The organism is Komagataeibacter kakiaceti JCM 25156, assembly GCF_000613305.1.
In genome coordinates, this window is record NZ_BAIO01000172.1 from 1 (window position 1) to 4418 (window position 4418).

A 4418-nucleotide genomic window follows, 5' to 3' on the forward strand; every position below is an offset into this window, starting at 1 on the left:
GCCCCAACCCACGCCCCTGCGTGGGTTCGGGGTGCGACAGTACGGCGATGTGATGCGGCGCGTCATCCAGTCCCGCCAGTTTCAGGCGGGCGTAGCGCTGGGCGTCCGGCCCGGTCCGGTCCGCCAGCGCCTCGGCATTGCAGCGGGTGAAATCCTGCCTGACCGCGTCCCGGCGGTGCGGATCATCCACGCGCACGAAGCGCCATGGCTCGCTCAACCCGACCGAGGGCGCAAGACAGGCGACACGCAGCAGTTCATCCAGCACGGAGTCCGGCACCCGATCACGCCGGAAATGCCGCACGTCGCGCCGCCAGCGGAACAGGTCGTGCAACTGGTCCATGAACAGGGGGGAGAATTCGGGCATGGTGGTCATGCCCCTTCTTTCGTTCATTGCGGACGGTCTGTCACGCCCCGCGTTGCCGGGGGCTCGGGAGCCCGCCCAAACAACAGTCCGCAAAGCATACGAAAGTTTTTGGTGAGGCTTTTTCACGCAGCTTCAGGGAACGCCGCCTTTTTGGAAAAAGGCGGCACCCAAAAACTTTTACTGTTTTTTATCAGGTTCTTGTTTGCAGGCGGCTTCTGAACGGGCCTGCCGGGGACTCAGTTCCGGTCCCATCCCCGCAGGGCGAGAAGGGAGGGCGAGCCTTCCATTCCGGCATGGCAGCCTGATGGCACGGCTATACTGGGCAGCGTCGCCAGCAGCATCATCCCCTGCCTGCGATAGGCGGCCCCCACCCAGGCGGCAACGCGCTGGCGGAAGGAGCGGAGGGAGAAAGAACCGGAAAGCGGGGAAAATCCCACAACGGGGACAGGAGAAAAACTACGCATCAAGGCGTTTCCCGTGAGCCTAGCGGGCGATCTTGCCGCATGCTGCTCCTGCCGCGCACGCTACGCCGCAAGCAGGTGGTTGCAAATATAATATTTTCGCAGATTTCCGGGCCGATCCATGCTCTTTTCGCAGGGCTTGTTCCGGCAGGTGTTGCATGAAAAATACACCTGCCGGACCCACCATCGTGTTCAGATACAGCCAACCTGCCACGAAGCCCGCCATTCCTGCCCCGGCTGGAGATGGAACACGCCGGGACGGGCGGAAAAATCACCCATGAACCCGACCGGACTGGCCAGCCCATGCCATGGCTCGATACAGATGAAGTCCCCGCCCGGTTTCATCCATATTCCCAACTGCGCGAATCCGTCCCATGTCAGCCGCAGGCCGGGACCGTCGGGAATACGATAGGTGACGCCCCGGCTGGCGGGCCGGTCCAGAATCAGCGCATCCATGGTGAACAGTGATTCATCCAGATGCAGCACACGCCCCTTTATGGGGGTGGGAAAGGATTCGGGCAGCAGCAGCCCGCCCTTGAGGCGGCGGATGCCTTCGGGTTCGGGCTGGTCGAATTCGATCACATGCCGGTCCTTGGGCACATCGGGCGCAAGCGGCCATATGAAAGCCGGATGCGCGCCCAGTGATGCTGGAAGGACATGGGTGGAATCGGGGTTGGTGACGCAGTACCCCACCGTCAGCCGCCCCTGTGTTATGCGGTATTCAATGACCAGACTGAAGGCGAAGGGAAACATCTGGCGCGTGGCGGGCGTATCCACCAGTTCAAGGCGGCAGCCCGTCTCGTCCCGTTCAAGCCAGCGGAATTCGCTGTCCCGTGCGAAACCGTGCTGCGTCATGCGGTAGCCCTGCCCGCCTATCCACGCCGTATCATCCACAAGCCGCCCCACGATGGGGAACAGCACGGGCGCCTGCCGCCGCCACGGTTCATGCCCGCCCCACAGCAGATCCCGGCCATCGGCGCGCAGGCCGCACAGTTCGGCCCCATGCGCGCGCACGCTGGCGCCAAGGCGACCATCGCCAAAAACATGGGTATCTTCCGTCATGCTGGTGACTCCACCTGTTTTTCACAATGGACCCACCATGCACGATCGGAACGTGGCCTGCCTATCCGTGTGGCGCGGCAGCAGATATGCCGGGCCGTGGGGTGGCGCTGGCGGCCGGACCAAGCTTCAGGGTCAGGCGCTCCACCGAAAACGCCAGCCGCGCGCCACTGCTGCGCGAGGTGAATTTGATGTAGATGCCATTATTGTTTTCCATGATGGCTCCCCCCTTGCCCGCGCCGACCGTGGCTTCCCCCTGCACGGACCAGTACGTGCCTTCAAGATCCTGTATGCGGTACAGGTTATAGACGCTTCCAACCGCATGGGTTTTGGAAAAACCGATGGCGGCCCCTGAGCCCCGTGCACGCTGAAGGGGTAGTCACGCCCCTCGAACGTCAGGACACCCTTCCCCCAGGAGACCCCGGCCCCCAGATCCGCCGCCGAGAGGGTAAAGGCGACCGTCGCGGTCGGGCTGCCCAGCGCATCCACCGCGCGCGCATGGGTGACAGGGCCAACGGTGGACAGGGACATGACAGCCGCCGCGGCGGCCAAAGATGTAAGACGCAAAAGCAGACTCCATCACTTGCGGCGCGTAGTGTCGCCCCGGATCCTTACTTGGCCGACATGATTTTTATGTCACCGGCATGAGAGTGCCGCACAAATACCTGCCATGCAAATTATATCATGGACATATTGCAATTTTTTCAGGCGCGCTATTTTGCGCTCCCGGGCGTAACCGGGGCCAACTGGGCGCGGGCCTCCCCGTTCGGCAGGGCGTCGGTATGCAGGTTGACGTAAATCTGCCCGTTCTGGAGGGCCTGCGCCTGCTCGGACGAAAGCAGGACGGACCCACGCTGGCCGGATTTGTAGGGGGCGGGAATGGGCACGAGCACGCCCGCTTCCTCACCCACCGGGGCGGGGCCATGGAAATGCGCGGCCGTTACCGGCCCGCTCAGCCCGGTCCATGTGAGTGTGTATTTCACCAGGTTGGTGCGGGTGTTGAGCGCCGCGCGCACCAGGCCATCGGGGTGGGACGTGGCCCCGTGTTCCGCCGTGAAATGGCCTTCAAGCCTTACGGTCGCCGCAAGGGTGGGCGACGCCATCGCCATGCTGGCCACGACAAGGACGGGCAGGGTGGGAAAACGGAACATGTCACCTCCACTACAGGACACTGCCTGCGTGCAATACTATAATGCTTTATTGCTTACTGTAATATTTACGCCGCCTGAACTTATCAGATGCATGAACCGGGGGCATAAGCAATACAAATCCCTATCAGCCCCCGCCTTCCGGCGCGCCCTCATATATCGAGCGGGCGCGGGCGCTCCATCCATGCCAGATCGGGACTGAACCACAGCGAGACCCGCCGGTAACAGCACCCCCGGCGCGGCCACAGCACGCCCGCCAGATTATACGCGCCCAGCCAGTGACAGTGCATCATGACACCCTCCGCATGGCCACGGCGGCCCGTGTTACCAGGGGTGCGAGTCCGATATGAAGCGTCCGGCATCCGTAATCATGCCGAAGGCGAAGTAACATGCCGCGGCGCCAAGCACCATCAGCAGGCAGGACAGGATCAAGCGCATTCACGCCATGTGCCACCGATACCCCCAACGCCGCAAGCATGATTGCCGCCCTCCCTGAATGCCGCCTGTTACCCCACGCCCGTCCCGCCGGAGGCGCATAGACCTGCCCGGTGATGTAACTGGCCTCGGATGAGGCCAGAAGTACATAGACCGGCGCGAGTTCCACCGGCTGGCCCGCACGGCCCATGGGGGTTTCCGCGCCGAAATTGTGGATGTTGTCCTCGGTCTGGCCCCCGCTGATCTGGAGCGCCGTCCAGAACGGGCCGGGGGCTATCGCGTTCACCCGGATGCCCCGATGGACCATCTGTTTGGCCAGTGATTTGACGAAGGCGACAATGGCCCCTTTCGTCGCGGAATAATCAAGCAGGATCTCCGAAGGGCTGAACGCGTTGACCGATGCCGTGGCGATGATCGCCCCCCCGCGCGGCATGAGGGGAATGGCCGCCCGGCTCAGATAGAACAGCGCGTAGATGTTGGTGTGGAATGTCTCGTCGAACTGCTCATCGGTAATATCCAGGATCGAGGCCTGATGGCGCTGGAAACCCGCGTTGCTGACCAGTATGTCCAATCCGCCCAGTTCCGCGTGCGCGCGTTCGACAACGCTGGCGCAGTATTTACGGTCCCGCAGGTCACCGGGCAGGGCCACGGCCTTGCGTCCCTCCGCGCGGATCAGGGCGATGACTTCCCGCGCATCGGGTTCTTCCTGTGGCAGGTAGGCGATGGCGACATCCGCCCCCTCCCGCGCATAGGCAATGGCGGCGGCCCGGCCAAGACCGGAATCCCCGCCCGTGATCAGCGCCCTGCGCCCCGCAAGCCGACCGGAACCCCGGTAGCTGGTTTCACCATGGTCGGGGCGCGGTGTCATCTTTCCCGCAAGTCCGGGCCATGGCTGCGACTGTTCGGGGAACGGCGGGCGCGGATAGGCGTTTTCCGGGTCCACCAGCGGGG

General features: G+C 63.5%; 6 protein-coding genes and 1 pseudogene. All 7 read right to left on the bottom strand.

The window, feature by feature from the left end:
- On the bottom strand, positions 1-373 hold a 373-nt coding region (locus JCM25156_RS09895; RefSeq protein ID WP_025812952.1), incomplete at its 3' end, for a nitroreductase family protein.
- A gap of 227 nt (positions 374-600) precedes the next feature.
- Positions 601-828, bottom strand: a complete 228-nt coding sequence (locus JCM25156_RS09900) for a hypothetical protein (RefSeq protein WP_025812954.1) — start codon at positions 826-828, stop codon at positions 601-603.
- A 189-nt stretch (positions 829-1017) separates the two neighbouring features.
- Positions 1018-1887 (bottom strand): aldose 1-epimerase family protein, encoded by an 870-nt coding sequence (locus tag JCM25156_RS09905; protein ID WP_025812955.1) that lies wholly within the window; start codon positions 1885-1887, stop codon positions 1018-1020.
- Positions 1888-1948: 61 nt separating this feature from the next.
- Positions 1949-2146, bottom strand: coding sequence for a hypothetical protein (locus JCM25156_RS32635; RefSeq protein ID WP_407637120.1), 198 nt, complete (start codon positions 2144-2146; stop codon positions 1949-1951).
- A 451-nt stretch (positions 2147-2597) separates the two neighbouring features.
- The gene (locus tag JCM25156_RS09915; RefSeq protein WP_025812956.1) at positions 2598-3035 is read right to left on the bottom strand and encodes a CHRD domain-containing protein; all 438 of its coding nucleotides are present in this window, start codon (positions 3033-3035) and stop codon (positions 2598-2600) included.
- Positions 3036-3184: 149 nt separating this feature from the next.
- A complete protein-coding gene (locus JCM25156_RS29410) occupies positions 3185-3325 on the bottom strand; it encodes a hypothetical protein (RefSeq protein ID WP_159104982.1) in 141 nt (46 codons plus the stop codon).
- Between the two features lie 213 nt (positions 3326-3538).
- Positions 3539-4413: pseudogene (locus JCM25156_RS23255) on the bottom strand (SDR family oxidoreductase).
- Positions 4414-4418 lie beyond the last annotated feature (5 nt).